Genomic DNA, 25,226 nt, shown 5'->3' with positions numbered 1-25,226 from the left:
AGGTTATCGGATCGGTTCGGCCAGCTGGGTGCTGTTGTTCGCTGCCGAGGCAGCGCCCGATGGATCATCGGACTGGTTCGGCGAATTGGGTGCCGTCGCTCGCTGCGCGGGTCGCGCCCGATGGATCGCCGGACGGTTCGGCCAATTGGGTGCCGTCGCTCGCGGCCGAGGCCGTGCCGGACGGATCATCGGACTGGTTCGGCCAATTGGGTGCCGTCGCTCGCCGCGCCGACCGTGCCGGACAGATCACCGGAGCGGTTCGGCCAACTGGGTGCCCTCGCTGGCCGCACGGGCCGCGCCCGACGAGTCACCGGACCGGTTCGACCAGCGAACTGTCGCCCGCCGCGGCGATAACCGCGCCGTCCTCGATGATCAACCAGCGCCCGCACACGCAGCGCAGATACCGGATGGCGCCGTGCGCGGACACGACGGTGGGGGAGGGCCAAGCGCAGGAAGGGCATGTGGCGGACATGGTTTCAGCCTGATGTAATGGCTTTGTGCATTTCAACCCTTACGGCGGCACCGCGGCGGAGCTGGCCGCTCGGCTGGTGAACGCCGACCCGGAAATGGACCTGCTCGAGGTGCTCGACGCGGCGGGATACAAGCCGCTGGGTTCGCTCGACGCGACGCAGACCGCGGAATTGCGCCGCTGGATCGCGCGGCTCGCCGAGGTCTTCGACGCGCCCTCGGTGCCGCAACTCAACGCGCTGCTGGCCGAAACGACCAGTCGCCCTTACATTTCCACGCACGACGGTCGCCCGCCGCACCTGCACTTCGCGCACGAGGACGCGCCGACCGACGAGCGGGTGAAGGCCTATACGGCGGCCGGGCTCGCGGCGCTGTTCTGTGAAGACCCCGATCGCATCGGTCGCTGCGCGCGGCCGGGCTGCACGGTGGTCTTCGTCGACACCTCCCGCAACGGGCGGCGTCGCTTCTGCTCGACACGCTGCTCGAACCGGGTGCACGTGGCCGACCACCGGATGCGGCGCTCGGCGTGAACCCGCCGACTCAGTTGGTGGCGAGCGGTCCGTGCAGCCGGAAGTGCGGGTGCTCCTCGGCGCGGGTCCAGCGCCCGTAGGTCGCCTGGCCCGTGTCGTCGTCGCGCTGGATCGGGCTGACCCAGGTGCGGCGCGGAATCTGGCCGCCGCTGCGCGGGCCGTGCGCGACCAACGGGACCTGCCTGGCCACCAGGTAGTAGTCCTCGTCGGAACCCGTCTCTGGCAGGTATTCGCACAACTGCTCGGCCGCGTCGCCGAGATCGGCGCCCGCCACGACGCCGTGGCGGGGACTCGGTCCGTCGGCCTCGACGACGACCGCCGAGACGGCCCACATGCGGTTGCCCCGCAGACGCCCGCCGGGGCCGTCGGGGTCGGTAATGGTGCGCTGACGCGGTTCGGTGGTGTCTGCCGCCTCGGCCGCGTACGCGTTCTCGATCATCCTGCACCTCCGGTGGGGACGCGGGTCGGCCGGACCGGTGAGCTGTGATCGATCATCTTGCCTCCCTACGTAATCAGAAGAGAACAGCCGGTCATAGGTCGGGACATCTTGTGTCCGAGGTCAATTCGGCAATTACGAGGAGAACTGACCTGCAAAACAGTGTATAGCCCCGACCCGGCCGCCGTGGCCTAACCGTCGGGTCTACGTGGTGAAACACGTTCGCCAGCATCATGATTCAACCGCTATGGGCCCGCAGGGTGTTACACCTGGTCAGGAAGTATCAGCACACGCAAACCCCGGGCAATCACTGCGCGTGATCGAACGTGTTCGGTTGGCTGCGCGATCGTGCGCGATCAGGCGGTGCCGTTGAGTCGCCCGGCCACCTCGGGCAGCCGATCGATCATCGCGATGGTGAAATCGGCGAGCAGATCGATCAGGCCGTCCCGATCGATGTCGAGCCCGCCGTCCAGCCAGACGAGCACCAGTTCGGCGGCGCCGCCGGTGATGAGCTGGGAAGTCGCGGCGACCGCCGTTTCCTGTCCCGCGGGCAGATCGAGGACGATGCGGGTCTGCTCGATGATGGTGGCGGCGACCGTGCGCATGCCCGCGAACCGGGCGCGCATCAGCGCCTCGTTGCCGTAGGCCTGGGCGAAGACGATCTTCGCCCGGCGCGGGTCGTCGGTGAGCTCGGTGATGAGGGCGGCCACCGCGGCCCGGATGCGCCGCGCGGGCGGGCCTTCGGTCTCGGCGATGGCCACGCGCGCGCGATCGAGCGCGGAACGCTGCACCTCCAGCAGCAGATCGGAGGCAAGTGCGTCGAGATCGGGAAACGCCTCGTAGAAGAACCTGGGACCGACCTTGGCCTGTTCGCAGACCCCGCGCACGGTGAGCGCCGCGAGGCCCTGCGTGCCGACGATGTCCAGCGCGGCGTCGAGCAGCCGCCTGCGCCGATCCTCGCGACGCTCGGCGCTGGACACCCCGCGGTAAGTGCCGGTGAATGCGCGAGTCACCCGGCCAGCTTGGCACAGCACAAGTTGGGAAACAAACGTTTACGGAAACGCACGTTTCCGATATCGTCGATCCATCGCAGCGTCGCGAAGGGATGGGCCATGAGTCTTCTCGTGCCACAAAGAGTCAGTGCGGTGTCCGACGGGGCCAGGCAGCTGCGGACCCGGCTGTCCTGGCGGGTCCAGCGCGTCGGCGTCCGTTTCGTCCGCCGTTATCCGACCAGGGTGCGTCCACTGGCCGAGCCGCCTGCGGGCAGCGGATTGCGCCCGACCCTTGGTGATTTCGGGCCGCCGGGCATCGGATACACCCTGCACACCCTGGCCGATCCGATCGAGTTCGCGCGCAAGCGTTTCGAACGATTCGGCCCGGTGCAGTGGATGGGCGTGCTCGGCAGGCCGGTGGTCACCGTCGGGAGTCCGGAGGCCTTCGAGGTCGTCATGCTTGACCGGGACAAGGTCTTCTCCGCGCAGCGCGGCTGGGAATGGCTCATCGGCCCGTTCTTCCGCGGCGGCCTGCTGCTGCGCGATTTCGACGAGCATCTGTTCCATCGCCGGATCATGCAGCAGGCGTTCACCCGGCCGCGCCTGGTCGGCTACCTCGAGCTGACCACGCCGCTGCTGCGCGACGGCATCCGGAAGTGGCGTCCGGCCAACGATTTTCCCGTCTACAGCGCCATCAAGAAGCTCCTGCTGCAACAGGCCACCGAGGTGTTCGCGGGCGCCGCGCTCGGACCCGAGGCAACCAAGCTCGAGCACGCCTTCGAGGACGCGGTGCACGGCGGCACGGCGCTGGTCCGCGCCAATCTGCCCGGCGGGGTGTGGGCGCGCGGGCTGCGCGGGCGCCGGGTGCTCGAGGAGTACTTCCGTCGCGAGCTGCCCGTCAAACGCGCGGGGGAGGGCAACGACCTGTTCAGCGTGCTGTGCCGGGCCAGCACGGTGGAGGGGCACACCTTCACCGACGACGAGGTCGTCCAGCACATGATCTTCGTGATGATGGCCGCCCACGACACCAGCACGATCGCCTCCGCGATGCTGGTGCACGAGCTCGGCAGGCATCCGGAGTGGCAGGAGCGGCTGCGCGCGGAATCCCGTGCGCTCGGCAAGGATTCGCTCGACTACGACGATCTGGACCGGCTGCCCGCGCTGGACATGGCGTTCAAGGAGGCGCTGCGGATGTACGCCCCGGTCGCCCAGCAGGCCCGCGAAACCCTGCGCGACACCGATATTCTCGGCCACTTCGTGCCGCGGGGAACGCTGATCATGTGCGGCCCGTACACGATGATGCGCACCGACGAATTCTGGCGGGACGCAGCCGCTTTCGACCCGGAGCGATTCGCGCCGGAGCGCCGCGAGGACAAGGCGCACCGCTTCGCCTGGACGCCCTTCGGCGGTGGAGCGCACAAGTGCATCGGGCTCTACTTCGGCGGGATGACGGTCAAGGCCGTGCTGCACCAGATGCTGCTCCACTACCGCTGGACCGTGCCCGCGAACTACGAGGTGCCGCTGGTGGCCGGGACCGGTCCGACGCCCGCCGACGGCCTGCCCATCCGGCTCGAACGGATCCGGCCGTGAGGCTCGCGGCCGACCGCGGTAGGTGCGAAGGGCACGGCATGTGCGAGGCGCTGGCGCCCGCGCTGTTCCGTGTCGGCGCGGACGGCGTCGTCGAGCCGCTGGTCGAGTCGGTATCGCCGCCGGACGTCGAGGTGGTGGCGCTCGCCGTCGACAGCTGTCCCGTCCAGGCGCTCAGCTGGGCGGCGGACTGATTCTCGTCGGCTATTATCTGGCTATACTCGCGAGGCTCTCCCTCTTACGTCCTCGCGAGGAGACTCATGAACGAGTGGGATGGTGCGCACTCCTCGGGTGCGGGACGCGAGATCACGCGCCGCACCGTCCTCGGCTGGGCGACGGCGGCCGCCATCGGCCTCGCCGCGTGCGACCGGTCGACGGACGAGGAACCCGCCGTCCTGAGCGAAGCGGGCATTATCGCGAACGACGCCTACATCTTCGGCTACCCGCTGGTGCTGATGCATGCGATGCGGGATACCGCGCTGGCGAGCACACCGGTCAACCGTTTCCAGCATGCCGCGGCGTTGGCGACGCCGGATCGGCGCGGCGCGGTGGGGTACAACCTGGACACGCTGTATTCCACGGCGTGGCTGGATCTTTCGGGCGGCCCGATCGTGCTCCAGGTCCCGGCGGTCGACCCCGGCCGCTACTGGTTGATGCAGATCATGGACGCATGGACCAACACCGTGCACAACCCGAGCAGCGTGCGCCCGCAGGTGCGGCCCGGCGTGACCACTCCGCCATTCACCTACGTGATCATCGGTCCGAACTGGTCCGGCGCCCTGCCCGAGGAGCTGACACCACTGCCGATGCCGACCCCCACCGTCTCGGTACTCGGTCGCATCGAGGTCGAAGGCGCCGCCGACATATCGCGCGTGCACGACATCCAGCGGGGGATACGGCTGGCTCCGCTCGGTGACTGGGTCGCCCGCCGTGTTGCCCCGGCCGAACCGGTCACGCCCTCCGAACCGCCGCAGCCGCCGGTCGAGCAAGTCGCCGACATGGACGCCAGGGACTTCTTCGACCGGCTCTGCGCACTCATGGACACCGATCGGCCCGCACCGGCCGACGAACCCGCGATGGCGCGGTTCGCCGAGATCGGGATCGCGCCGGGCGGCCGGGTCCGCGGCATATCCGACGCGGAACTGACGACCGCGGCGACCGATGCCAAGCGCACCATCGACGTCTATGTCGATCCGGAGACCCGGATGTTCAACGATTGGTCCTTCGATCCACAAGCGGGCGTATACGGCACCGACTATCTACACCGCGCGTCCGTCGCGCGAAAAGGCGTCGGCACCAACCTACCTCAGGACGCGATCTACCCCACCTACTTCGGGACCGCGGACGACAACGGCACCCCCGCCCGGTACCGCCTGCGCTTCGCCGCCGGGCAGACCCCGCCCGTCGACGCGTTCTGGTCGCTCACCGCGTACGACGCCGATGGCTACCTGGTGCGCAATCCCGCGGGCATCCACGCGGTGGGCCATCAGGTCCCGGTCGTGCCGGGCCCGGACGGCGCGATCGAGCTGGCGATCCAGCACGACGACCCCGGATCCGCGGTGCCGCAGGGCAATTGGCTGCCCATCCCGTCGGAGGGCCCGTTCTCGCTCACCATGCGGCTGTACGCGCCGCGCCCCGAGGCGATCGACGGCCGCTGGCAGCCGCCGCCGGTCACCCTCTCGCAGTGAAGCGCGCGGGCGTGCCGCGCGGGCTGCGTAGTCTTGTCGAGACACGTCCGCCGAGCCGCGACCGGAGCGCCCTGTGACCGAACCAAGCCCCTTCCCGGTCCGCGCGAGCGAGCGAAGCGCGCTCGACCGCGTCACCGAACTCGCCGCGGAATTCCGTGCTGCCGCAGCCGATTACGACGAACGCGCCGAGATCGCAATCGAACACCTGATCGCGTTGCGCGACGCCGAGGTCGATCGCGCGGTACTGCCGGAGCACGTCGGCGGCACGGGCCTGAGCTACCAGGTGTTCGGACAGCTGGTACGCACGCTGGCGAAGGCCGACCCGTCCACCGCCACCATCTGGACCATGCACGCGGGCGCGGGCGTCGCGCTGGCGGAGATCACCGCGGATACGCTCGGCCCCTTCTTCGCCGAGGAGTTCTTGGCGGGCAAGCGATTCGCGAACGCGCTCTCCGAACCCGCCAGCGGCAACCGCTTCCTCCAGCCGCAGCAGGAGGCGCTGCCCGCGCCGGGCGGCTGGGAGTTGACCGGCGCCAAGAGGTTCGTCTCCGGCGCCGAGATCGCCGACTATCTCTTCGTCAACGCCCTCGTCGACGGCGTGCCGACCTTCTTCGGCGTGGTGCCGGACGCGACCGTGTCGATCATCCCGATCTGGGACACGCTCGGGTTGCGCGCCACCCGCAGCCAGCTGCTGTCGTTCGAGCGTACCGTGCTGCGCGCCGAGTATCGCGGAAGACGGCCCGACGCAGGCGATTTCGCGGTGATTCCCGCCGGGCTGCCCGCCCTCTCGCTCGGCATCGCCGACGCGGCGCTGGACGCCTTGGTCGAGCACGCGGCGTCGCGGGTGATCCTCGGCGCCCCGCTGTCGCACCAGCAGTGGGTGCAGCACGAGGTCGCCGACGCGCAGACCAGACTGGCCGCCGCGCACGCGCTGTACGAGCGCGCACTGTGGCAGGCGGACAACGGGATTCCGGCGTTCCTGCCTACGCTCGGGCGAGCGAAATACCTCGCCAACAAGGTCGCCGTCGACGTCGCGCAGCTCGGCGTGCGCGTCGGCGGCGCGTCCGGATATCTCAAGACCTCGCCCATCCAGCGGCACCTGCGCGACGCCGAAGCCGGTCAGCTCATGGCGTATTCGACCGAGGTGCTCGCCGGTGTGATCGGCAAGGAAGTCCTCGGCGTCGTGGACGAGCAGTGATCCGGTTGCCCGTCACGGGGTGACGATGGCGAAGCCGGGATCCGGCTTGTCGAACAGTCCGGGCAGCTGCGCCAGCGCTGCGGCGTTGCCCTCGATCGTTATGTCGCCGTTGCGCACCGCCTCGCGCAGGTCGCCGCCCGCGAGGAACGCCCGCGACAGCGCGGCGCGGGTGAGGACGATCGTGGCGTCCGGCGCGGGAAGTCCGTCGTCGGGGCGGCGGTCGTAGTGCACGAGCACGCCGTTGCGCAGTTCGGCGCGGTGCGTGCGATCGGCCTCGTCGCGGAAGCGCCAGTCGGTGACCAGCCGGACGCCCCACGCTTTCGGTCCGTCGACGCGCAGCGACATGGCGTCGAACGCCTGCTCCACGCTGATCGCGGTCAGCAGATCCGTCGAATTCGCTTGAATCGGTGTGCCGAACGAGCCGTTGCGCAGTTCGTGCGCGCCGCTGAGGTAGAAGTTGCGCCAGGTGGCGTTCTCCGCGCCGTAGGCCAGTTGTTCGAAGGCGCTGGCCTGCAAGTGTTTTGCCGTCGTATCGGTCGGATCGGCGAAGACGACGTAGTTCACCATCTGTGCCACCCACCGATAGTCGCCCGCGTCGTAGGCGCGCTGCGCCTTCTTCAGCACCTCCTTCGCGCCGCCCATCGCCTCGACGTGACGCTTGGCGGACTCGACCGGCGGATGTTCCCACAGGTGCGCGGGATTGCCGTCGAACCAGCCCATGTAGCGCTGGTAGATGGCTTTCACATTGTGGCTGACCGAACCGTAATAGCCCTGCGTCGACCAGGTTTTCGTCAGCTCGGGCGGCAACTGGATCAGCTCGGCGATCTCGGCGCCGACATAACCCTTGTTGAGCAGCCGCAGCGTCTGGTCGTTGAGGTAGCCGTACAGATCCCGTTGCGCGGAAAGGAATTCCACGATCCGCTCGGTGCCCCAGACCGGCCAGTGATGGGAGGAGAACACCACGTCGCTGGCGCGGCCGTAGCGGTTGATCGAATCGGTGAGGTACTTCGACCACACGTGCGGGTCACGGACCAACGCGCCGCGCAGGGTCAGGATGTTGTGCATGGTGTGGGTGGCGTTCTCGGCCATGCACAGCACCCTGCGGTCGGGGAAGTAGAAGTTCATCTCCGACGGCGCCTCGGTGCCCGGCGTCAGCTGGAACACCATACGGACGCCGTCGATCGTCTCCTCTTGATCCGTGCGGACGATGTCGACGGTCGGCTCGATCAGGGTGACGGTGCCGAGCGAGGTGGTCTGGCCGAGGCCCGCCCCGATCTGCCCCTTCGGACCGCGCGGCAGAGCGGCGCCGTACATGTACGCCGCGCGGCGCGCCATCGCTGTCCCGGCGTAGATGTTCTCGGCGACAGCGTGTTCCAGGAAGCCGACGGGCGCGAGCACCGGGCAGCGGCCCTCGGCGACGTCTTGGTGGGTGGTCACGCCGAGCGCGCCGCCGAAGTGGTCGACGTGGGAATGGCTGTAGATCAGACCGGTGACCGGACGGTGCCCGCGGTGCGCGCGGTAGAGCGCCAGTCCGGCGGCCGCGGTTTCGGCGGAGATCAGCGGGTCGATCACGACCACGCCCGTGTCGCCTTCGACCAGCGTCATGTTCGACAGGTCGAGGCCGCGGATCTGATAGAAGCCGGGCGCGATCTCGTACAGCCCCTGCTTCACGGTGAGCTGGGAATGCCGCCACAGGCTCGGATGCGCCGACTGCGGGCAGGGTTCGCGTAGGAATCCGTAGGAGTCGTTGTCCCACACCACCTTTCCCTGGTCGTCGGTGATCGTGCCCGGTTCGAGCGCCGCGACGAAGCCGCGGTCGGCGTCGGCGAAGTCGGCGGTGTCGGAGAAGGGCAGGGTCTCGGCGGCCCGCTGGTTGGCGGCACGGATGTGATCGCTCGGGTCGGTCGGCGTGGCCGAGGGGCGCACCTGGTCGTCGTCGGCGCAGCCGCCGAGTCCGACGCCGACGCCCGCGGCCGCCAGTGCCGCCGCGCCGACGCCGAAGACGCCGCGACGGGACACCCGCGGGCCCGAAGTCTCGCCGTTCTCCCGCTCGACCATGCGCGCTCCTCGCTTGTCGTGGGCGTTCGCCCCGTAGTTGCCGACCCTCGGCGGTTTCGGTCGACCCTACGCACTATTGCAGCGATACTGCAATAGTGAATCTGTGCCGGGACGACGGGCCGGTCGTCGCTCGTCCGCGCGATCTGTGATCGGATGCGGTCATGGCTGAGGGCACGACCGGCGCGCGACGGCGCCGCAATCCGGAACAGACCCGGGGCGCGATCATCGACGCCCTGCTTGGCGCCGTGAAGGAGGGCATCTTCGCGCCGACCGCCAAGGACATCGCGCAGCGTGCGGGCGCCTCGGAGCGCAGCATCTTCGTGCACTTTCCCGCGATCGACGATCTGCGGATCGCCGCCGTCGACCGGCAGTCCGAGCAGGTCGAGGCGCTGATCAGGACCATCGACCCCGCGCTGCCGCTGGCGGAGCGCATCGATCTGGTTGTCGAGCAGAGCGCCGACATCTTCGCGCTCCAGCGCAACCCCCGCGTGCTCGGCCTGCTGGAATCGCACAGTCTGCCCGCCTTGGACGCGCGAATGCGGCTGACCGACAGGCGGATTCGCGCCGCGCTCGCGCGCGCTTTCGACGCCGAACTGACCCGCGACGGAGAACGCGACGAGCAGCTGCTCGACACGATCGACGCCACCGTCGGCTGGCCCTTCCGGCACCACCTGGTGGAACGGCGCGGACTGTCCCGCGCCGCCGCCTCCGCCGCCGTCCGGCGTGCCCTGGTCGCGCTGCTGGTCGCGGACCATTCCGGTCGGTCCGATTTCGGGTAGTCGACTACGCGCGCGATCGGGTCCGCGGTGGGCAGAATCGGCGGGCAAACAGGCCGAGTTCAAGGGGGGTGCCAGATGTCCGACGAGCGCAAGGCGTTGTCGCCCGCGCCGCACAACGAGCCGCCGCTGCGCGGCTTCCACGCGCCACCGCGATCCCAGCCCTGCCGGATGCGCCCGCGCGGAGACGCGACTGCCGGCGCGGGAGTTCAGCGCGCCGTCCGGGAGTCGCACGCCGCGACGGAACAGGACGAGCTGATCACCTCGGCGCGCAAGTTCGCGGAGCGTTCGCTGCGCCTCACCCTGGAGGTGCTGGACCAGCGCAGGCCGCTCGGCCAACTGGCCTCCGTCGCGGAGCCCGCCGTGGTGTCGGCGATCCGCACCTTGATCGCGGGCGACCTGACACCGGGCCGCGGTCTCGGCGTCGCTGTCCTGGCGCGCGTCGCGGTGACACCGGTGGACCCCCGCAGCGCGGAAGTCTTCGCCGGCTACGACCGCGGCGCCCGACGTTTCGCCCTGGCGGGCCGCATCGTGCACACCCGCACCTCGGGCTGGCGCTGGACCGCATTGCGCATCCGATGAGCGCGGGCGACATCAACCGGCGAAATTCCGATGGGGCAGTTCGACCCGCGGTCGCCGCGCTCGAGCATGCCGTCGATCGTGACCGCACATGTGCGCGCAGTAATGATGCGTCTATTGCGCCGAGGTTGATATCAATTGGAAGCCATAGCTACGCATCAGAATGGAGGTGGCGTTGATGCGCACGACGATAGATCTCACAGACGACTGGGAGGAAGCCGCGCGAGTTCTCGGTACCCGCGGCAAGTCGGAAACGGTGAACCGAGCCCTTGCTCACGTTCTCGCGGAGCGCCGCCGTGCGCAAGCCGTGGAAACCTTCCGAACCGTGAACCTCGACCTCGATCCGGAGACCATGCGGGGAGCGTGGGAGTGACCGACGCCCCGGTCTACCTCGCAGACAAGAGCGCGCACGCTCAGCGCTACAACTCCCAGGACGCCGCGCGACGCTTGGACCGCGAGATCACCGCGGGGCGGCTCGCGGTGTGTGAGATGGCGGCGCTGGAGTTGCTGTATTCGGCCCGCAGCGGCTCTGACTATCTACGCCTCGACACCGCGCTTCAGGCACTGCCTTGGGTCGCGACGGACGGCGCGGCGATGAGGCGGGCACTCGATGTCCAGGGGCAACTGGCCAAACGGGGACCGCACCGGCGGCCGTTGCCGGACCTCATCATTGCGGCTACCGCCGAGCTGGCCGAACTCACCGTGCTGCACTACGACCACGATTTCGATCTGATCGCGGAAATCACCGGCCAGCCGACCGAGTGGATCGTGCCCCGTGGCACCGCGGGCTGATTTCAGGTCGATCACCTGTGCTCGCGGGGGTATGACATCCGGCCCGCACGTCTTGTAGAGCATCCTGTCCGGCCGAGTCGAGTAGTCGACTACGCAGGTGATCGCGGCCGAGGTGGTGCGCTGTATCTCGTTGCGGTGCTGGGTGGTCAGCGAGGGCCGTTGGTGTTCAGGAACAGGACGGGGCCGGTGCCGAAACTTCCCTGGGCGTTGTGGGAGAGCAGGGCGGCCAGTGCCTTCGCGGTGTACACCGGCTCCAAGGCGAGGCCCTCGCTGTCGCCCGCGAGGTCTGCCGCCTCGGTGGCGGCGGGAATGGGGTGGCCGTAGCCGGGGCCGAGCCAGTTCCGGGTGATCTCGAGGTCGTCGGAGGTGAGTGCGGGTGCTTCGAAGACCGCGCCGCGTTTGCGCAGCAGGGCGATCGTGCGGTCCGCCAACCGCAGCAGCGTCGGTGCGTCGAGGCGAAGGGTGTCGTTGACGACGACGCCGAACACCCGGGTGCGCAGTCCGGCGAGCCGCAGTCCGAGCACCAGCCCGGCCGCCGTCCCGCCGGAGCCGATCGCGGTGACGACATGCGAGGGTTCGGGCAGAACACCCGCGCGGACCTGGGCGGCGATCTCCAATCCAGCCTCGACGTAACCGAGTACGCCGAGCGGCGCGGAACCGCCGGCGGGCAGGTAGAAGGGGGCCGCGCCTGGCCGCCAGTGCTTGGCGTAGAGCAGGGGAGCGGTGAGAACGGTGCGCGATTTGGTGCGCGTCCGATGGATCTCCGCGCCGGAGGCCTCGAGCCGGGCCAGTTGCGCGCGCACGTGCTCGTCGAGCGGTTGGTCGATCAGCGCGAGCACCGTGTGCAGTCCGAGCTCACGCCCGTACAGCGTGGCGGCAAGGCCCCAGTTTGTACCGACGCCGCCCACCGTCAGCAAGGTGCGTCGCCCGGTGCGAACCGCCTCGGGCAGCAACCATTCCAGCTTGCGCACCTTGTTGCCGCCCCAGCCGCCGTCGCCGTAGCCGCTCTCGTCCTTCAGCCACACCGGAGCGACGCCGGCGGGGAGCTCGTGCAGCGGTCGCACCGGTGTCGGTGCCGTGCCGAGCTGCCGGAAGGGAAGTTCGTCCGCGACTGCGGGAAGGCGGGCGTGCAGCAGCGGCAAGGCTGGTCGGTCGTCCAGTTCCATGGCGCTCCAGCATAGGACGCGGTGGCCGTCGGCGAGGTCGCATCCGCCGCGCGTCCGCTGTTCGACACTCACATCGCCTAAATCGATCAGCGGCAGACCTAGTCAACTACCTTTGACCTGGTGCGACGCTGCGCGAATGCGGTCGAGCTGATCACGGCGTTCATCGCCGCCGTGGTCGGCGGACTGGCGCTCACCACGCCGATCTCGCTGGCGTGGGCCCGCGGGACGGCGACGGTGGAGATGCAGCTGCTCGCCGACAACCTGCCGAGGGCGACCGCGATCGGCTTCGTCGTCGCGGTGATCGCCGCGGTCTTCACATGCACCGCCGATTCGGCCGTGGTGGCGTGGCTGGTGGCTCTATTCGGCACGGTCGTGCTGCTGATCAACCACACCATAAGCCGCAGCTTCTCCGCGCTCGCCCCGCTGACTACGCTCAACGACATCGATTCGCTGGCGGGCGGGATGCTGCTCGGCGGGCTGATGACGGCGGCGGGGCGGCACATGGTGTTCGCGGGCGCGGCCACCCTTGGCGCGCTCACCAGCATCGTGATCGGCGACCTGAGTGTGCCGGGCATCGGGCATCCGATCGCGCCGGAGTTGCCCGCCGGCTTCGTGACGGACTCGCCGCCACTCTGGCTGCTCTGGCCGACCGTCGCGCTGGTGCTGGCGTGCGCGCTGCTGAACCGGCATCGACGCCGGGAATCGGTGATCGCGGTCGAGCTGCCACTGCGGCCGATCGTCGCCGCGTTGCTGACCCTGCTCATCACGCTCGGTAGTTCGGAGTGGCTGGTCCACCGCGGCGCGACGCTGCTGGAGGTGCTGCTCGTCGCCGCTGTCACGGTGGTCACGGTGCTGGGCGCTGCGCTGCTGCTACCCGGACGCGACGGGGTGATCGTCGTGCTCAGCGCGGCCATCGCGGCGTCCGGAGGTGCGATCGTGGTCACCGCGCTTTCCGGTTGGACAGTGCCGCTGCTGCTCGGCAGCACGGTGGGCGGCATGCTGCTCGGGATGGCCCGTCCGATGCCGATGGCCGGGCTTGCGGCGACCGCGGCGCTGAGTGCGTTCGCCGCGGCGACCGCACGGCCGGAAGGCCCGACGCCGGCGGCGACCATGGCGGGCTGTCTGGCGCTGGCGCTGATCACCGGATATTGCTTCGGTACGGCGCAGCCGATCGAGAGTCCGAGCAAGGTGCTCGCTCTCTCGCTGCTGTACGTGCCCGGCGTCGTCGTCGCGCTCCGTGGTCTCATCTTCGGCGGCGAACTGGACATCCCGCGCCGCTACGCCGATCCCGACCGATGGCTTTCCGCGGTGCCCGGCCTCACGGCGATCTTGATAGCCGGTGGCTGCGCGCTCGTCGTGTTGCTGTTGCAGAGGGTGCGGCCCGAGGAGTCCGAGACCGAGTCCGCCGACAGCACCCGCCCCACCCTTCGCTAACGTCGCGGGCATGCGGCTTCACGTGGGATGTGCGATGTGGACGCACGCGGCATGGCAGGAGCGGCAGCTGGGACCCGCGGAACGGTTGCGCTGGTACGCCGAGCGCTGCACCGCGGTCGAGGGCAACACCACGTTCTACGCGACCCCCGCGCGCCACACCGTCGAATCATGGGCCGAGCAGACCGCGCCCGATTTCCGTTTCGTGCTGAAGCTGCCCAAGCCGATCACCCACGAGCGCAGGCTCACCGGCGCGGACCGGGAACTGCGCGCGTTCCTCGGCGCGATGGAGCCGCTCGGACCGCGCCTGCACACGCTGTGGGTGCAGTTGCCCGGCTCGTTCGGTCCGACCGATCTCGGCGCGCTCGCGGCGTTCCTGCGCGGGCTGCCCGGGGGATACCGGTGCGGGGTCGAGGTCAGGCACCCGGCCTTCTTCGAGGACCGGCGCGCGGGGCAGGCGCTGGAGCGGGTGCTCGCCAGGGTCGGCGCCGAGTGGATAACCTTCGACACCACAGTCCTTTTCGACGGGGTCGCGGCGGGCCCCGCGGAGCAGGAGGCGCGGTCGAAGAAGCCGCGCGTGCCGCGGCGCACCGACGCGCTCACCGAATACCCGATCGTGCGGTACCACGGGCGGGACGACGTCGAGCGCACCGTCGCCGGGTGGCGTCCCTGGCTCGACACGGTGACAGCCTGGCTGCGCGAGGGGCGCTCGCCGACGGTATTCCTGCACACCCCCGACAACGCGGGCGCGCTGGACTTGGCCCGGCGTTTCCACGACGAGGTCCGCGCCCGGCTCCCGGAACTCGACCCGTTGCCCGAACCGGTGGGGGACGAGCCGATGACGCTGTTCTGATTCAGCGAAGCCCCAGCACCGTCGACGCGAAATCCACGAACAGCGGGGCCAATTCGGGCACCTTCGCCGGTCCGTGCGAGACCATCGTGCGGCGGGTCCGCTCGCCGATCGCCTCCGGAATCAGTGCGATCAGGTCGTCCGCCAGCTCGGGCAGGGACGGGTCGGCCGCGCGGGCTTGGTGGTAGAAGACGCGGTAGAGCTCGGCGAAACGGTCCACGGCGAGGTCGCGGTAGGCCACGGCCGCTTGGTCCACCTTGAACGACTCCACCAGCACGACGCACGCGAAATCCGGTTCGGTGACGATCATTTCGCAATAGGTGTGCACGATCGAGCGAATCTTGGCGAGGGCGTCGGCATCCTGCGGGAGCTGGGCGAGTTCCTCGGCGATGCGGGAGGCGACGATGTCGATGCCGGTGTGCACGGCCTCGACGAAGCACTCCTCCTTGTTGGCGAAGTGTTCGTAGAACGTGCTGCGCGACACCCGGGCCCTGCCGACGATATCGGAGAGTGTGGTCGCGGAATACCCTTTGGCCCGTACGCTTTCCACCATCGCGGTGATGATCCTGCCGCGTTGCGAGGTGAGGACCGCTTCGCGGGTCGCGCGGTGCCGTTCGGCGAAACCGCTTCTCGGTAACACCGTCGGACGTATGGTCGCCTGCTCTCGGCGCATGTGTGCCTCTCTGTCGGAACGATCGAGATCGGACACGGCCCCGCCGATCGTGTCGTCTCGGGTCCCACCCGGGCGACATTATGCCGTGTGGTCTTCTGCCGCTCTGCGCCATTCATCCGTCATCTTCGGCGCAAATGTGCAATCTTGTTATTGCGCAATGGCATTGATACGGAGGGTGCGGCGGAGTCATGGCGTCGAACGCGTTCGATCTCGGCAGCCGCACTGTCGCGCGTCGCGGTGCGCTGCGCCGTGGCAGGGGCAGGGAAGCGGCGACGACGCCGCTGTGGCCGGGCATGATCCCGCCGCAGCAGGTCGGCCAGCCGCTCCGGAGGCAGCAGGGCAAGCGTTCGCCGCGGCGCGGGCGACCGCGAAACCGGCGGCGCCCCTGGCTCGTCGGCGGCGCGACCGTCGGCGCGTCGCTCGCCGCGGTGGCGGTGGTGCTTGTGTACGCCGCGGAGGTGACCGAACCGCGCCAGTCCGCCACGGTCGCCGACCCGGTGCTCGGCGGCGGACCCGGCTGTGAGCCGACCCGATCCGACCAGTTGGTGCGCGGCAACGGCACCGGCTCGCTGGCCAGCGGACCCGACGCGATCCTCGCCTTCCAGCACGCCTACTACGTGACCAAGTCCGGTGTCGCGGCGCGCGCGGCGACCACGCCCGACGCGGCGGTGTCGCGCATCGACGTCATCGACGCGGGCATCGCCTCGGTTCCCGTGGGAACCAGCCACTGCGTACTGGTGCTGCCGCTGCCGGACGGCCGCTTCGACGTGGTGATCACCGAGACCCGCCCCGACGCGGCGGTGCGCACCTATCGCCAGTTCGTCACCGTGACCCCGCGCGACGGGGACGTCCTGATCAGCAAGATCGCCCCGCCGGACCGGTAACCCGTTTCTCCGCCGTTTCGGGTTTCGGCGCGCCCGAGTCCTGATACATTCCTGTATCGAATACGCCGGTGTATCGAACCGGGGCGAGAGGAGTCGACGATGGCGCCGTCCACCGCGGGGGCGCGCCCTGCCACCCGCAGACGGGCCGCGACCCGCAAACGCCTGCTCACCGCCGCCTACGAGGTCTTCGCCGAGGACGGGTTCGGCAGGGCAACGGTCGAGCGGGTCTGCGAGCGCGCGGGATTCACCCGCGGCGCCTTCTACTCGAACTTCACCTCGCTCGACGAGCTTTTCCTCGCTATGTGGGAGGAACGCTCGGCCGCGATGCTCGCCGATGTCCGCACCGCCCTCGACGACATCTCCGTCGAGGGCATCGCCGACCTCCGCGACGCGGTGGACCGGCTGCTGCGCGCGGTCCCGCTGGACGAGGCGTGGTACCGGATCACCGCCGAGTTCACCAGCCACGCCCTGCGCACGCCGACGTTGCGCCGGGTGATGGCCGCCCGCGAGGAGGCGATCGTCGCGGCGCTGATGCCGACCGTGGTGACCGCGCTCGGCCGGGTCGGGCGCGGCGTCCCCGACCCGGAGGCGCTCGGCCAGGCCATGGTGGCCGTGCACGACGGCACCGCGGTGCAGGTGCTGATGGAACCGCGCAGCCGCACCGCCCTGCGGCGGCGCACCGACCTCTTCTGTCACGTCGTGCTGGCCTACAGCACGCCAATCGAAGGATGAACATGACCAACTGCAGTCCCGAATTCGCGCGCGAGGCCGATGTGATCGTGGTCGGCGCGGGCCTCGCCGGCCTGGTCGCCGCCCACGAGCTGGTCAAGGCGGGTCGCAAGGTGCACCTGCTCGACCAGGAGAACCGCAACAACCTCGGCGGGCAGGCGTTCTGGTCGCTCGGCGGGCTGTTCTTCGTGGACAGCCCGGAGCAGCGGCGCCTCGGCATCAAGGACTCCTACGAACTGGCACTGCAGGATTGGCTCGGCTCGGCGGGATTCGATCGCGACGACGAGGACCTCTGGGCGCGTCAGTGGGCCGAAGCGTATGTGCGCTTCGCGGCCACCGAGAAGCGGGACTACCTGCGCGCCTTGGGTTTGCGGGTGACTCCGCTGGTCGGCTGGGCCGAGCGCGGCGGCGCGGCCGCCGACGGCCACGGCAATTCGGTGCCGCGCTTCCACCTCACCTGGGGCACCGGTCCCGAGGTCGTGCGGGTCTTCCAGGAGCCGGTGCTCGAGGGCGAGCGGCGCGGGCTGGTCGGCTTCAGTTTCCGGCACCGGGTGGACGAGCTGATCGTCGAGGACGGCGCGGTGGTCGGCGTGCGCGGCACTGTCCTGGAGGACACCGATCTGGAGCGCGGCAAAGCGTCGTCGCGGATAGCCGTGGGGGAGTTCGAGTTTCGGGCCGAGGCGGTCGTGGTGACCTCCGGCGGCATCGGTCACAACCACGAGATGATCCGGCGCAACTGGCCCACCGAGCGGCTCGGGCCATGCCCGGAGACGCTCATCTCCGGTGTTCCCGCGCACGTCGACGGTCGCATGCTGGCCATCTCGGAGAGCGCGGGCGGCGCGATCGTGAACCGGGATCGCATGTGGCACTACACCGAGGGCATCCACAACTGGGACCCGATCTGGCCCGACCACGCCATCCGCATCATTCCGGGGCCGTCCTCGCTGTGGTTCGACGCCAACGGAAAGCGTTTGCCCGCACCGTGTTTCCCCGGTTTCGACACCAACACCACGATGAAAGCGATCCTGGCGAGCGGCTACGACTACTCCTGGTTCGTGCTGACCCAGTCGATCATCGAGAAGGAGTTCGCGCTGTCGGGTTCCGAGCAGAACCCCGACATCACCGGTAAGGACCTCAAACTCACCCTGAAGAGTCGGGTGGCCAAGGGCGCGCCAGGCCCGGTGGAGGCGTTCAAACAGCACGGCGTCGATTTCGTCGTCGCCGACACGCTGCGCGAGCTGGTCGACGGCATGAACAAGATCGCGCGCGGACCCCAGCTCGACCACGACGACCTGGAGCGGCAGATCGTCGCCCGTGACCGGGAGATCGACAACAAGTACAGCAAGGACGCGCAGCTGATGGCGATCACCAACGCGCGCCAGTACTTCGGGGACAAGGCGGGCCGGGTCGCCAAGCCGCACCGCATCCTCGACCCCGAAGCGGGTCCGCTGATCGCGGTCCGGCTGAACATCCTCACCCGAAAGACCCTCGGCGGCTTGCAGACCAACCTCGACTCGCAGGTGATGCGACCCGACGGCACCCCGCTGCCCGGCCTGTACGCCGCAGGCGAGGTCGCCGGGTTCGGCGGCGGCGGTGTGCACGGCTACAACGCGCTGGAAGGCACCTTCCTCGGCGGCTGCATCTTCTCGGGTCGCGCCGCGGGTCGCGCACTCGCGAAGAAGCTCGCCTGACGTTCGGCGAGGTTCCGGTCGCCGGTGCGGGTCAGCGCACCGGCTCGATCGGTAGCCGCCGTGCCGAGGTCGCGGTCGGAAGATCCGGTGCCGCGGTATCGGTCGCACGGCCCGGTGCCGCGGTATCGGTCGCAATGCCCGGCGCCGCGGTATCGGTCGAAAAGCCCGGTGCCGTCTCGGCGGTCGAACGACACAGCGCCGCAGGCGCGTTCGGTGGGACGATCGGACGACGCGGCGGGATCGGATCGAGCCGCCGGTACGGTGCGCCGAGCGCAGGCCGCGGATCGGCCTCACCTTTGTTGGGCCACAACGAAACCGCGCGTTCGGCCTGCGCGGTGATGGTCAGCGACGGGTTGACCCCGAGGTTCGCCGAGATCGTCGAACCGTCGATGACGTGCAGGCCGGGATGACCGTAGAGCCGGTGGTACGGATCGACGACGCCGGTCTCGGCCGAGTCGCCGATCACGCAGCCGCCGATGAAGTGCCCGGTCATCGGGATGTTCAGGACGCCGGAGGTGGTGCCGATGGGGAAGCCGTCGATCTTGTCCGCCACCCCGCGCGCCACCTCGTGCCCGGCGGGCACCCAGCTCGGATTCGGCTGGCCCGCACCCTGTTTCGTGGTCATCGTGCGGCGCCCGAACCAACCGCGCTTGGTGTAGGTGGTGATGGAGTTGTCCACCGACTGCATTACGAGCAGGCCGATCGTCTGCTCGGACCAGTGCCGCGGGTTGTGCGCTCGCAGCACGTCGCGACGGCCGCGCCACAGCGCGCGCAGCCACAGCCCGAACCGCGGGGTGTCGCCGCTGACCATCACCGTCGCCATGATGGCGAGTGCGTTGCTGCCTTTGCCGTAGCGCACCGGTTCGACGTGAGTGTCCGCGTCGGGGTGGATGGAGGAGGTGATGGCGACGCCCTTGGTGAAATCGGCGTCGGCGCGGCGGCTGCGGGCGCCGAGCAGTTCCTCGGAGTTGGTGCGCGAGAGCTGCCCGAGCATGTCGGAGATCGCGGGCAGCGAGCCGGTGTCGCGCAGCCGGTGCAGCAGGCGCTGGGTGCCGAGCGCGGCGGCGGAGAAGACCACGTGCTGGGCGGTGAACTCGCGGCGCCGCTTGCGCGCGGTGCGGCCGGTGCGCTGCGTGGTGATCGTGAAGCCGCCGCCCTCGCGCGGTCGCACGTCGGTCACCGTGGTCAGCGGATGCACTGTGGCACCGAACTTTTCGGCCAGATACAGGTAGTTCTTGACCAGGGTGTTCTTCGCGTTGTGGCGGCAGCCGGTCATGCACTCGCCGCAGTGCGTGCAGGCCCGCCGGTCCGGACCGACGCCGCCGAAGAACGGGTCCGGCACGTCCTGTCCCGGCCGGACGCCGGGGCCGCCGAAGAAGACGCCGACCGGCGTCCTGCGGTAGGAGTCGGCGACGCCCAGATCCTCGGCGACCTCGCGCAGCACCCGGTCGGACTGGGTCGTCGCGGGGTTGGTCGTCACGCCGAGCATCCGCTTTGCCTGGTCGTAGTGCGGCGCGAGTTCCGCGCGCCAATCGGTGATGTGACCCCACTGCCGGTCGGTGAAGAACCGTTCCGGGGGTTCGTAGAGGGTGTTCGCGTAGACGAGCGAGCCGCCGCCGACGCCAGCGCCCGCCATCACGAAAGTGTCCTTCAGCAGCGCCAGGCGCTGGATGCCGTAGCAGCCGAGGCGCGGTGCCCACAGGTATTTCCGCAGCCGCCAAGAGGTTTCGGCGAACTCCTCGTCGGTGAAGCGGCGACCCGCTTCCAGCACGCCGACCCGGTACCCCTTCTCGGTCAGCCGCAGCGCCGTCACGCTGCCGCCGAACCCCGAGCCGACGACCACCACGTCGTAGTCGAATGTCATGGACCTACGCCTTCCGCTCCCGCCGATGTCGTGGAACAACGCTAGGAGCGGGCGACCCCATGACAGGACAGACCTGCGGCCAAGAAATCGACATTTCCGGCCACTGGGTGGTCCGCGCAGGTCAGCCGGGCAGCGCGTGGAGCGGTCGGCTTCTCGGCCGGTCAGGGTTGTCGTCGAGCCAAGTGGTTGTGGCGGCCGCGACCGCACCCGAGTGGTTCCGCGCTAAATCCGGCGCAGGGCCACTTCGGCGAGCTCGGTCCAGTCGGCGAGCACTTGTTTGCGGCGGGCGCGGTCGCGACCGACCATCTCGTCGAGGGTCGCGCCGCGCACCAGGTTGATGGTGAGCCAGAAGGCGGAGTCGAGGCGGGCGCGGGGGATTTCCCGGCCGATGAGTTCGGCACAGCGGTCGAGCAGTTCGACGGTGAGATCGTGCTGCACGCGCAGCATCTCGCGGCGCAGCTCGCGGTCGTTGGCGATGCCGACGTAGAGCTCGACGCAGGCGCGGCCGAGTTTGCCCGCGAAGGTGGCGGTGACCAGCTCGACGAGCACGGCTCCCGCGGCGGAGTTCGCGGGCAGCGTGCGCAGCTTGCGGTGCAGCGCCTGGCGCTGGCGCTCGGTGAGATGCCCGATGGTCTGGGCGAACAGCTCATGGCGGGTGTGGAAGTGGTGCAGCTGGGCGCCGCGGGTGACGCCGGCGCGCGCGGTGATGTCGGCGATGGAGGCGCCGCCGTAGCCCACCTCGGCGAGGCTGTCGATCGCCGCGTCAAGCAGCTGCGCGCGGGTCCGCAGACTCTTCTCCTGGTGCTTGTTCGGCGGCAGATCGGAAACCATTCGTGCAGTATAACGGCCGGAAAGTACATGCTGCCTTGCATGCAATTGGATGTTGGCCATAATGTGTTGGCAAGCCGACCACCCCCGCCGCGGAGATGATGAGATGCCTGTCGACCGACTGCTGCCCACCGAGGAAGCGCGCGATCTGATCGAGCTCACCAGGGAGATCGCCGACAAGGTGCTCGAGCCGAACGCGGCGGAGTTCGAGAAGCAGGAGAAGTACCCGGAGGAGGCGTTCCGCGCGCTCGGCGCGGCCGGGCTGCTCAGCCTGCCGTACCCCGAGGAGTTCGGCGGCGGTGGTCAGCCCTACGAGGTGTACCTGCAGGTGCTGGAGGAGCTGGCCGCGCGGTGGGCCGCGGTCGCGGTGGCGGTCAGCGTGCACAGCCTCTCCTGCCACCCGCTCTTCGTCTTCGGCACGCCCGAACAGCAGCGGCGATGGCTGCCGGAGATGTTGTCCGGCACCATGATCGGCGCGTACAGCCTCTCCGAGGCGCACGCCGGTTCCGACGCGGCGGCGCTGCGCTGCAAGGCCACCGCGGCCGAGGGCGGGTACCGGATCGACGGCACGAAATCCTGGATCACCAACGGCGGGCGGGCGGACTACTACACCCTGTTCGCGCGCACCGGCGAAGGATCGCGCGGCGTCTCCTGCTTCCTGGTTCCCGCCGACACCGAGGGCCTGAGCTTCGGCAAACCCGAGGAGAAGATGGGCCTGCGGGCGGTGCCCACCACCACCGCTGCCTACGACGGCGCGTTCCTGCCCGCCGAGCGGCTCATCGGCGCCGAAGGCCAAGGTCTGTCGATCGCGTTCAGCGCCTTGGATTCCGGACGTCTCGGCATCGCCGCCGTGGCGACCGGCCTCGCGCAGCGCGCCTTGGACGACGCGGTGGCCTACGCCAAGGAACGCGAGGCGTTCGGCCGCCGCATCATCGACCACCAGGGTCTCGGCTTCGTCCTCGCCGACATGGCCGCCGCCGTGGACTCCGCCCGCGCCACCTACCTCGACGCCGCCCGCCGCCGCGACGCCGGCCTGCCCTACTCGCGGCAGGCCAGCGTCGCGAAGCTGGTCGCCACCGACGCCGCCATGAAGGTCACCACCGACGCGGTGCAGGTCTTCGGCGGCTACGGCTACACCCAGGACTTCCCGGTCGAGCGCTACATGCGCGAGGCCAAGATCACCCAGATCTTCGAGGGCACCAACCAGATTCAGCGCCTGGTCATCGCCAGGGATCTGGCCGGAGCCTGAGCCGAGCCGGATACCGAGGGCGCCAACCCAACTCGGCGTCGCCTCAGAGACTGCCACCGCCGCCGATCAGCCAGGGGTTGAAGGTGCACGCCAGTTCCGTCGGGACGGTCGGGTCGAGTGCGCGCAGCGCGATCGAGGTGGAGCGGGGCGAGTACATCATGGTCAGGTGGTCGGAGACGTCCTGCTCGCAACCCGCCTGGAGGGTGATGTTGTCGACCGTCGCGTCCGGGCCTGGGCGCAGGAAGGTCCAGTCGTAGGGGTTGGTGACCTCGTCGTAGCGCGAGCCGACCGCGGTGTAGGCCACGCCGGGGACGGTGTCGCCGTTGGCGTTCAGCGTCGCGTAGAACGCGGAGCCGACGGCCTGCTGAATGTTGGAGAGCCCGACGATGGGCTCGTAGAAGCCCAGGATGTTGACGCCGAGGTTGTTGATCGCGCGGCCAAGCGCGGCGATGCCCATCAGCGAGGTGCCGTGGTGGGTGGCGCCGAAGGTGATCAGCTTGTCGACCTTGCCCTCGCCGCCGTCGAACTTCAGGTACCGGTTGGCGACCGTGCCGCCCTGCGAGTGCCCGATGATGTCGACCTTCTCCGAACCGGTCGCCGCGCGCACCTGCTCGACGAATTCGGCGAGCTGGCGCGAGGACTCCTCCATCGGGCCGACGCCGAAACGGCCGGGCAGGACGGTGCCGATGCCGCCGCCCTCCATCAGCCCGGAGCGGCCGTAGTTGAAGCCGAAGACGCAGTAGCCCGCCTTGGCCAGTCGCGGCGACATGTAGGCGAAGGTGTCGTAGGCGTTGAGCCAGGTGCCGTGCAGCAGCACCACCGGGCGAGGATGCGCGGCGCTCGGCTTGCAGTCCCACCGGTTGGCGCCGGGCGGCGCGGCGTCGGGATTTGTGAGGCCGTAGGCGAACGCGGCGAGCGCCGCGGACATCTCCGGGCCCTCCCCGACGGCTGCCGAAGCGGTGCTCTTGGCCCAACCGGAACCGCCGCTGCCGGTGTCCACGATCGCCTTCGGCTGCCGTCCGTCGGCCGCTGGCAGCAGCCCGGCGGTGATCGCGTCGGCCAGCGCCTGGGCGGCGGCGGACTCGGCACTCCCCTCCACGGCCGGGTCGGCGAACGTCACCCCCGCGGCCGATCCCTGCGCCAGCGCCAAGCCCGCGATCAGCGCGGCGCAGGCGAGCGCGCGTATGCCTCGTTGCTTCGTTGCAAACATTTCCGTACTTCCCATCCGCTACGTTGCGCCCCCCGAAATCGATATGGCGCAGAACACAATTGGGTATCAGCTGTGACGCGCGCCATCTCGCGGTGGCGGTACTGAAAATTCAATACCGAATGGTCCAGGTCGTCACTGCACGGCTGGACGAAGAAAATCCGGAGCCCGTTGTCGTCGGTGACAAAGTTCTTGGCGGTCGCGACCGACGCGTTGTCGTCAACCCTGTCGTCGGCAACAATCGGCCCATGGCTGTCGCTTCACCCCCGGTGACCGGGGACCTCCCACTGGTGGCCCGTTTGCTGACCAGGTGGCCTCAGATCTCCGAGCGGATGCTCGCCGCCGGTCTCGGCGCCACACCGCCCGCCGCCGAGCTGCCCGCGGGTCATTTCACCGCCGAGGTACTGCCCACCATCTACGCCTGCGGGCGCGCCGTGCTCCAGGCCATCGGGGAGGAGCGCGCGTTCAGCAGGGCCGAGGTCGCCGCGTTCGTGGTGCCGGTCGCCGAGCGGCACGCCGAGGACCGTTTTCCGCTGGCGATCCTGATCGAGGCCATCCACGGCTCCGCGCAGTCGGTGCTCGCCGAGGCCGCCGCGCTCGCCAGGATCGACGAGAAGGACGAACTGATCGTCGTCGTCTCGCGGCTGCTCGACCTGCTCATGAACATCAACATCACCGTCGTGGAGACCTACACCGAGGTCGAGCAGTCCATCTACAACGCCGAACGCGAGGCGCGCCGCGAACTGTGCGCCGCCCTGCTGCGCGGCCAACCCGCCGACGAGCTCGCCGCCCGTGCGGACACGCCGCTGACCGACCGCTACACCGTTCTCGCCATCCATCTGCGCCCGGACGACCAGTACAACTCGGTCGCCGACCTGCTCGCCCGCCGCCGCATTCGCATCCTGCACCGCACGCTGGACGCGCTCAGCAACGGCACCGCGCTGGTCACCTTCGACGGCGGAACCGGAATCGCGTTGCTGCCCAACCACTCCGAGTCCATCGCCCCCGATGCCGCGCGCCATCGGGGCCTCGCCACGGAACTCGCCGAGCAGTTCGGCACCCCGGTGTATCTGGCCGAGTCCCGCGGCGTGCCGCGTGCGGATCTCCCCGGCTCCGCGGAACAGGCGGCCGAGGTGGCGACCCTCGCCCGGTTGCTCAACCGCCCGACCGGCCGCTACCACCTCGACGACCTGCTGCTCGAGTACCAGCTCACCAGGCCGGGCCCGGCGCGCGACCGGCTCGCCCAGCGCATCGCCCCGCTGCTGAACAACCCGCACCTGCTCGAGGCGCTGGAGGCGCACCTGGAGTACGGCTCGGACCGCAAGGCCGCCGCCGCGCGCCTGCACGTGCACCCGAACACGTTCAGTTATCGGCTGCGCCGCATCGCCGAGCTGACCGGCATCGATCCCGCCGACCCCACCAACTCGCGGATGCTCGCCGCGGCGCTCACCATCCACCGGCTCTACCCGGCGAACGACACCGCCTGACCGGTCACCGCCTTCCTCTCTGCCGTGCGCGGTTATTGGGTTGACTGCGTCCAGCCGCGTGGG

At 69.6% G+C, this 25,226-nt stretch carries 25 protein-coding genes; 16 read left to right on the top strand and 9 right to left on the bottom strand.

Going from position 1 to position 25,226, the window contains the following annotated elements; genetic code table 11:
• Positions 1–307: 307 nt before the first annotated feature.
• Positions 308–472 carry a hypothetical protein gene (locus tag NAM01S_RS35815; protein WP_169810889.1) on the bottom strand — a complete coding sequence of 55 codons (165 nt, stop codon included), beginning with the start codon at positions 470–472 and terminating at the stop codon, positions 308–310.
• Positions 473–497: 25 nt separating this feature from the next.
• Here NAM01S_RS35815 and NAM01S_RS24015 point away from each other — a divergent pair, with 25 nt between their 5' ends.
• Positions 498–998, top strand: coding sequence for a CGNR zinc finger domain-containing protein (locus NAM01S_RS24015; protein ID WP_067788855.1), 501 nt, complete (start codon positions 498–500; stop codon positions 996–998).
• Between the two features lie 10 nt (positions 999–1,008).
• Here the strand turns inward: NAM01S_RS24015 and NAM01S_RS24010 are convergent, their stop codons facing one another.
• Positions 1,009–1,437 (bottom strand): hypothetical protein, encoded by a 429-nt coding sequence (locus NAM01S_RS24010; RefSeq protein WP_067788852.1) that lies wholly within the window; start codon positions 1,435–1,437, stop codon positions 1,009–1,011.
• A 353-nt stretch (positions 1,438–1,790) separates the two neighbouring features.
• Positions 1,791–2,447 carry a TetR family transcriptional regulator gene (locus NAM01S_RS24005; protein WP_067788849.1) on the bottom strand — a complete coding sequence of 219 codons (657 nt, stop codon included), beginning with the start codon at positions 2,445–2,447 and terminating at the stop codon, positions 1,791–1,793.
• Between the two features lie 99 nt (positions 2,448–2,546).
• On the opposite strand from NAM01S_RS24005, the gene NAM01S_RS24000 reads away from it, so the two are divergent.
• The 4 genes from NAM01S_RS24000 (at position 2,547) to NAM01S_RS23985 (ending at position 6,899) form a co-directional block, all read left to right on the top strand.
• Positions 2,547–4,016: a cytochrome P450 gene (locus NAM01S_RS24000; protein WP_084483230.1), complete on the top strand. Its 1,470-nt coding sequence runs from the start codon at positions 2,547–2,549 to the stop codon at positions 4,014–4,016.
• A complete protein-coding gene (locus NAM01S_RS23995; RefSeq protein ID WP_067788846.1) occupies positions 4,013–4,207 on the top strand; it encodes a ferredoxin in 195 nt (64 codons plus the stop codon). The genes NAM01S_RS24000 and NAM01S_RS23995 overlap by 4 nt, the downstream gene beginning before the upstream one ends.
• A gap of 66 nt (positions 4,208–4,273) precedes the next feature.
• Complete coding sequence (locus tag NAM01S_RS23990; RefSeq protein WP_067788843.1) at positions 4,274–5,701, top strand: DUF1254 domain-containing protein; 1,428 nt, start codon at positions 4,274–4,276, stop codon at positions 5,699–5,701.
• A 73-nt stretch (positions 5,702–5,774) separates the two neighbouring features.
• Complete coding sequence (locus NAM01S_RS23985; protein ID WP_067788840.1) at positions 5,775–6,899, top strand: acyl-CoA dehydrogenase family protein; 1,125 nt, start codon at positions 5,775–5,777, stop codon at positions 6,897–6,899.
• Positions 6,900–6,911: 12 nt separating this feature from the next.
• On the opposite strand, the gene NAM01S_RS23980 is transcribed toward NAM01S_RS23985, so the two are convergent.
• Complete coding sequence (locus tag NAM01S_RS23980; protein WP_084483229.1) at positions 6,912–8,957, bottom strand: alkyl/aryl-sulfatase; 2,046 nt, start codon at positions 8,955–8,957, stop codon at positions 6,912–6,914.
• A 161-nt stretch (positions 8,958–9,118) separates the two neighbouring features.
• On the opposite strand from NAM01S_RS23980, the gene NAM01S_RS23975 reads away from it, so the two are divergent.
• The 4 genes from NAM01S_RS23975 to NAM01S_RS35810 all read left to right on the top strand — a co-directional run bounded on the left by NAM01S_RS23975 (position 9,119) and on the right by NAM01S_RS35810 (position 11,104).
• Positions 9,119–9,736: a TetR/AcrR family transcriptional regulator gene (locus tag NAM01S_RS23975; RefSeq protein ID WP_067788837.1), complete on the top strand. Its 618-nt coding sequence runs from the start codon at positions 9,119–9,121 to the stop codon at positions 9,734–9,736.
• 75 nt (positions 9,737–9,811) lie between these two features.
• Positions 9,812–10,315, top strand: coding sequence for an Rv3235 family protein (locus tag NAM01S_RS23970; protein WP_067788834.1), 504 nt, complete (start codon positions 9,812–9,814; stop codon positions 10,313–10,315).
• A 175-nt stretch (positions 10,316–10,490) separates the two neighbouring features.
• Complete coding sequence (locus NAM01S_RS23965) at positions 10,491–10,685, top strand: type II toxin-antitoxin system VapB family antitoxin (protein WP_218018445.1); 195 nt, start codon at positions 10,491–10,493, stop codon at positions 10,683–10,685.
• The gene (locus NAM01S_RS35810) at positions 10,682–11,104 is read left to right on the top strand and encodes a PIN domain nuclease (RefSeq protein ID WP_067788828.1); all 423 of its coding nucleotides are present in this window, start codon (positions 10,682–10,684) and stop codon (positions 11,102–11,104) included. The genes NAM01S_RS23965 and NAM01S_RS35810 overlap by 4 nt, the downstream gene beginning before the upstream one ends.
• 146 nt (positions 11,105–11,250) lie before the next feature.
• Here NAM01S_RS35810 and NAM01S_RS23955 read toward each other — a convergent pair whose 3' ends face one another.
• Complete coding sequence (locus tag NAM01S_RS23955; protein ID WP_084483234.1) at positions 11,251–12,270, bottom strand: 1-aminocyclopropane-1-carboxylate deaminase/D-cysteine desulfhydrase; 1,020 nt, start codon at positions 12,268–12,270, stop codon at positions 11,251–11,253.
• Between the two features lie 120 nt (positions 12,271–12,390).
• Between NAM01S_RS23955 and NAM01S_RS23950 the strand changes: the two genes are divergently transcribed.
• Together NAM01S_RS23950 and NAM01S_RS23945 are read left to right on the top strand one after the other, a co-directional pair.
• Positions 12,391–13,704 carry a hypothetical protein gene (locus tag NAM01S_RS23950; protein ID WP_067788825.1) on the top strand — a complete coding sequence of 438 codons (1,314 nt, stop codon included), beginning with the start codon at positions 12,391–12,393 and terminating at the stop codon, positions 13,702–13,704.
• A gap of 10 nt (positions 13,705–13,714) precedes the next feature.
• On the top strand, positions 13,715–14,554 hold the full coding sequence (locus NAM01S_RS23945; RefSeq protein WP_067788822.1) for a DUF72 domain-containing protein: 840 nt from the start codon (positions 13,715–13,717) through the stop codon (positions 14,552–14,554).
• 1 nt (position 14,555) lies between these two features.
• Here NAM01S_RS23945 and NAM01S_RS23940 read toward each other — a convergent pair whose 3' ends face one another.
• Positions 14,556–15,191 carry a TetR/AcrR family transcriptional regulator gene (locus NAM01S_RS23940; protein ID WP_255284329.1) on the bottom strand — a complete coding sequence of 212 codons (636 nt, stop codon included), beginning with the start codon at positions 15,189–15,191 and terminating at the stop codon, positions 14,556–14,558.
• A gap of 221 nt (positions 15,192–15,412) precedes the next feature.
• On the opposite strand from NAM01S_RS23940, the gene NAM01S_RS23935 reads away from it, so the two are divergent.
• The 3 genes from NAM01S_RS23935 (at position 15,413) to NAM01S_RS23925 (ending at position 18,528) form a co-directional block, all read left to right on the top strand.
• Complete coding sequence (locus NAM01S_RS23935) at positions 15,413–16,108, top strand: DUF8176 domain-containing protein (RefSeq protein ID WP_067788818.1); 696 nt, start codon at positions 15,413–15,415, stop codon at positions 16,106–16,108.
• A 99-nt stretch (positions 16,109–16,207) separates the two neighbouring features.
• Positions 16,208–16,840, top strand: coding sequence for a TetR/AcrR family transcriptional regulator (locus NAM01S_RS23930; protein WP_067788816.1), 633 nt, complete (start codon positions 16,208–16,210; stop codon positions 16,838–16,840).
• A gap of 2 nt (positions 16,841–16,842) precedes the next feature.
• Positions 16,843–18,528 carry an FAD-binding dehydrogenase gene (locus NAM01S_RS23925; RefSeq protein ID WP_067788902.1) on the top strand — a complete coding sequence of 562 codons (1,686 nt, stop codon included), beginning with the start codon at positions 16,843–16,845 and terminating at the stop codon, positions 18,526–18,528.
• A gap of 31 nt (positions 18,529–18,559) precedes the next feature.
• Here NAM01S_RS23925 and NAM01S_RS23920 read toward each other — a convergent pair whose 3' ends face one another.
• Together NAM01S_RS23920 and NAM01S_RS23915 are read right to left on the bottom strand one after the other, a co-directional pair.
• Positions 18,560–20,392: a GMC family oxidoreductase gene (locus tag NAM01S_RS23920; protein WP_084483227.1), complete on the bottom strand. Its 1,833-nt coding sequence runs from the start codon at positions 20,390–20,392 to the stop codon at positions 18,560–18,562.
• A gap of 222 nt (positions 20,393–20,614) precedes the next feature.
• Positions 20,615–21,223 (bottom strand): TetR/AcrR family transcriptional regulator, encoded by a 609-nt coding sequence (locus NAM01S_RS23915; protein WP_067788814.1) that lies wholly within the window; start codon positions 21,221–21,223, stop codon positions 20,615–20,617.
• A 103-nt stretch (positions 21,224–21,326) separates the two neighbouring features.
• Here NAM01S_RS23915 and NAM01S_RS23910 point away from each other — a divergent pair, with 103 nt between their 5' ends.
• Positions 21,327–22,469 (top strand): acyl-CoA dehydrogenase family protein, encoded by a 1,143-nt coding sequence (locus NAM01S_RS23910; protein ID WP_067788810.1) that lies wholly within the window; start codon positions 21,327–21,329, stop codon positions 22,467–22,469.
• A 43-nt stretch (positions 22,470–22,512) separates the two neighbouring features.
• Here the strand turns inward: NAM01S_RS23910 and NAM01S_RS23905 are convergent, their stop codons facing one another.
• A complete protein-coding gene (locus NAM01S_RS23905) occupies positions 22,513–23,679 on the bottom strand; it encodes an esterase/lipase family protein (protein ID WP_067788899.1) in 1,167 nt (388 codons plus the stop codon).
• A 245-nt stretch (positions 23,680–23,924) separates the two neighbouring features.
• Here NAM01S_RS23905 and NAM01S_RS23900 point away from each other — a divergent pair, with 245 nt between their 5' ends.
• Complete coding sequence (locus tag NAM01S_RS23900; RefSeq protein WP_067788896.1) at positions 23,925–25,163, top strand: PucR family transcriptional regulator; 1,239 nt, start codon at positions 23,925–23,927, stop codon at positions 25,161–25,163.
• The last annotated feature ends 63 nt before the right edge of the window (positions 25,164–25,226 follow it).

The sequence above is a fragment of the Nocardia amikacinitolerans NBRC 108937 genome, from assembly GCF_001612615.1.
GTDB lineage: Bacteria > Actinomycetota > Actinomycetes > Mycobacteriales > Mycobacteriaceae > Nocardia > Nocardia amikacinitolerans.
This window is presented reverse-complemented; position numbering and strand designations above follow the sequence as displayed.